The 3675-nt window shown below is 38.3% G+C and carries 1 protein-coding gene; it reads right to left on the bottom strand.

Going from position 1 to position 3675, the window contains the following annotated elements; all coding sequences use genetic code 11:
- The coding region (locus QZ276_RS07140) for a PKD domain-containing protein (RefSeq protein WP_292486625.1) at positions 1-3378 on the bottom strand (3378 nt) is incomplete at its 3' end.
- Between the last annotated feature and the right edge of the window lie 297 nt (positions 3379-3675).

Consider the following 3675-nt stretch of genomic DNA (forward strand, 5'->3'; position numbering starts at 1 on the left):
CCCGTCATCGATATACAGCCAGATCCCCTGCTCGAAGAAGCGTGTGCCCACCTTCCACTTAGCCGCATACCTCATCTCATGTCCGCTCATCCAGTCCACCTCGACGAATATCTCCTGTTTCAGGGGTGATGCCCTACCATCTATCAAAGGATCGTTTGATAATTTATATTCTTCGGATTCATCGAGACCGTCTGCTTCAGAATCGGCATTTTGATCGTTTGGATTCGGGTCTGGGAAGTCCATAGAATGAGCTTCAAACCTCAGTGTACAGCCGTAATCCGATTCATGGATGTTCAAGTGATATACTGTAGTTCCATCCTCTGGAACCCTCCAATCTAGATCTATATAATCATTGTAGTCTAATGTTTCGCCTACCATCGTATCTTCTATGAATAGATCTATATCAGTAGAAAATTGGCCATTATTCTGTGTTTCTACTCGCTTATCTACTATCAAGTTAGGGAACGCACTTTCATCTTCCCATAACCACCATTTTCCTCCAAAAGACGGATATTTTCTAACATCATCTGCTACTACGTATACACTATTCTGACTCCCTGAAACCATCGCGTCTTCAAGTTTTACTTCAGTAAGTTTTAGGACCCCCATCCTATTATTATCTCCATCGGCCCAGCCATCCTCATCAGAATCATGATCTTTCATTACTAAATACCCAACATCCTCACCATAATGTGAGGTTTCACCATCTTCCGATGATTCTTCCTGTACTCTAACTTTAAAACTGTCATCATTTATGTTTTTTACTTTTAATGTACAAGGATTACCTCCATTTGTTGTCTGCATATCTGCTATTATTACAGCCTCTTCAGAAAGTGAGGAAAAAGATATTTTACTATAATCATGGTCAACATCGGATTTAACCCCAGTTTTGAATTTATTATTACTCCCTGAGACTATCGATATATATGTGAGGGCTTCGATTGCATGCCTCTGATTATTGGCCTCCTGCTCCTTCATCCTTATGCTGAACTCATTATGGTTTTCAACCGAAACTCTTGTACAAACAGCATCTCTACCTTTTTTTGTTGTAACAGATGAAAATAATATAGGTTTATTCGGGAAGCTTTTATTGAATGTTACATCTTTCCAGCTACAGTGATGTTTAATCATCCCTGCTTCTATTTCACCCCCGTTTTTAAGGTAATGGTGGCCACTTTCAACTACCATCCAAGATAGCTTCTCTGATTTATGAGGGCCATTCAAATAGTCCCATTCGTCTATTTGTACATGGAACCCCTCTGATGTGACATCCTTTATCCTGACAGTAGCTGGTTGGCCGCCATGCTCGGTTGAAGGTTTAGCAACTACTCTCGGCTTCATATACTTTTTACCGAAATCAATATATCTCCAGTTCTCGTCTACTGATGTTGTACCGCGATCTATATTATCAAAATTTGGTTGTTCAAAGACTATAAATCCAATTGTTTCACTTACATGTTTAACTTCATTATCATCTGATGTTTCTTCATCTACATGTATTTCATTGGTTGTATAGTGATATCTAAGATTGGCTGTATTACCACCATTTGTTGTCTGCATATCCGCTAAAAAGTAAATACCTCGATTTCCAGGTAATCCTTTATTATCATCATCGCCATTTATAGTATCATCGTAAAGTAAATTAGTCCCAGGGTTTTGGTTATAAGGTTGGTGAGCATTGTCTATATGGAAAGCTATATATGAAATATCCTCCTCAGTATGCCACTGTGCATTAGCTTCCTTTTCCTGCATTTTAACTTCAAAACCAGCATCTGAGACATCTTTATTTCTTGTGCATACTGTTTGCCCTCCCTCAAAGGTGGTAACTGAACTAAATACGATAACCTCATCCTCACCGGATGATAGAGGTTTATCAAATTGAACTGAGTGCCATTCACCAGGACGAAGATTTTTATCTTCTATTATTCCTGCTTCAACCTCAGAACCATCCTTAAACACCTGATGACCTTTCTCTACAGCTAAATAACTTAGGGTTTCAGTAGTATGCCCCTCCTCTTTATCCCACTCTTGGATTTTAGCCCTAAATTTGTTTCTACCTATATCCTTTATTCTTACCACAGCTGGATCTCCCCCATTATAGGTTAACGGTTTTGCTATAACTATTGGATCATCAAAATCTTTAGAGAAATAAATATTTTGCCAGTAATCGGTTACCTCTACTTTTCCTACCTCTCCCCCGCCCCATATTTTCTTACCTACCACTGTAGCATCTGACCAGATCTGGCTTGGTCCACCCGGACCTGTTTCTTTGAAATATTTTACATTTACAGTAAATGAGGTGGCGTCAGTGGCTCCATCATCATCGGTGACAGTTAAAATCCCCTCGTAGGTACCATTTTCGGAAAATTGGATAGTAGGACATTTTCCCACCCGGGTTTTACCGTCTATCTCCCATTCGTACGAGAGAAGAGGTCTATCTGAATCAGTATCTTTAGAAATATCTCCATTCAATACAAAAGTCTGTTCTTCGTAAGCTGAATATTCTTCAAGAGTTTTTGCTTCTGGGTCTTTATTTTCTACATTTACCTCAAGATATGATCCATCAGTTTCACCATCATCGTCTATCACTTTTATTTCAACTGTGTATATTCCCTGGTCTGGGAATGAATAATTTGTTGACTCACCCGTTTTGATAACCTTATCATTCATATACCAATAATATTCTATAGAGTCAGATTTATTATCCTCCTCGATAGCATCTAGTCTGAATTGTTCATCTTCAAAGACTTTGGTCTTTCCTTCAATATCGACAGAAGGTACATTATTAGTTACTTCAACAAATGTGTATCCCCATCCAGAATCGCCCTCACTGTCAGTAACATTGAGCCATATGAGGTAAGTTCCTTCATGCCCAAAAGAATGTTTCAGAATTCTATCCTCTGAACCATCACTCCAATAATAATCGAAATTTTGATTATTTTCTTCTATCTTTGGGTCTATAGAAAAAGATTCATCCTCTGAAACTTGGATATTTCCGCCAAGTTCTGGAACCGGTGCTGTGTTATCTATAGATAAAGCTCCATTACTTTGATTTATAGTTGTCACATATTTTTGCGTTGCACCGTCTTCATCTTCAGCAGTTAAAACTAGGTCATACGACCCGTTCCCAGAATATTTTTTCTTTATCTCTTCTTTAATCATAGTTGGACTAGAATGAGATTCATATGATTTTTCAGTGTAAGTACCGTCACCCCACTTCCATATTGCCTCAATATTATCACTCCCTAAATCGAATACTCTAGACTTGAATGTCATTTCATGCCCGGTCATGAGGGCATTGAGATTCGTATTCCATTCATAAGAATCATTTTTTTGGGGATTAAATGTATGGGTGGCCATTTCAAAACCATCGTCCATAGAAAAATTTATCCACGCAGGATTTGCTCCGTGAGAACTATTAGGGTAGTACTCTGTTACGGTACTATAATTTTTTGTTAAATCGAATGTTACATTATTAATTGTCCCTGTTTGGGGTTGCCCTGGTTTTCTAGTTAAATTTATACTCGATATCTCTTTCTCCCCTTCAAGCAAACTCATATTAATTGAGTTGCCAGGTTTACCTGCGATCCTTATAGTTAAATCCCCATGTATATACCCAGAAGTGATGAATGGATGAGGATCCACGTTCATAACATTGAATTTTTTTGATATTGA

Source organism: Methanohalobium sp., assembly GCF_018609725.1.
Taxonomy (GTDB): domain Archaea; phylum Halobacteriota; class Methanosarcinia; order Methanosarcinales; family Methanosarcinaceae; genus Methanohalobium.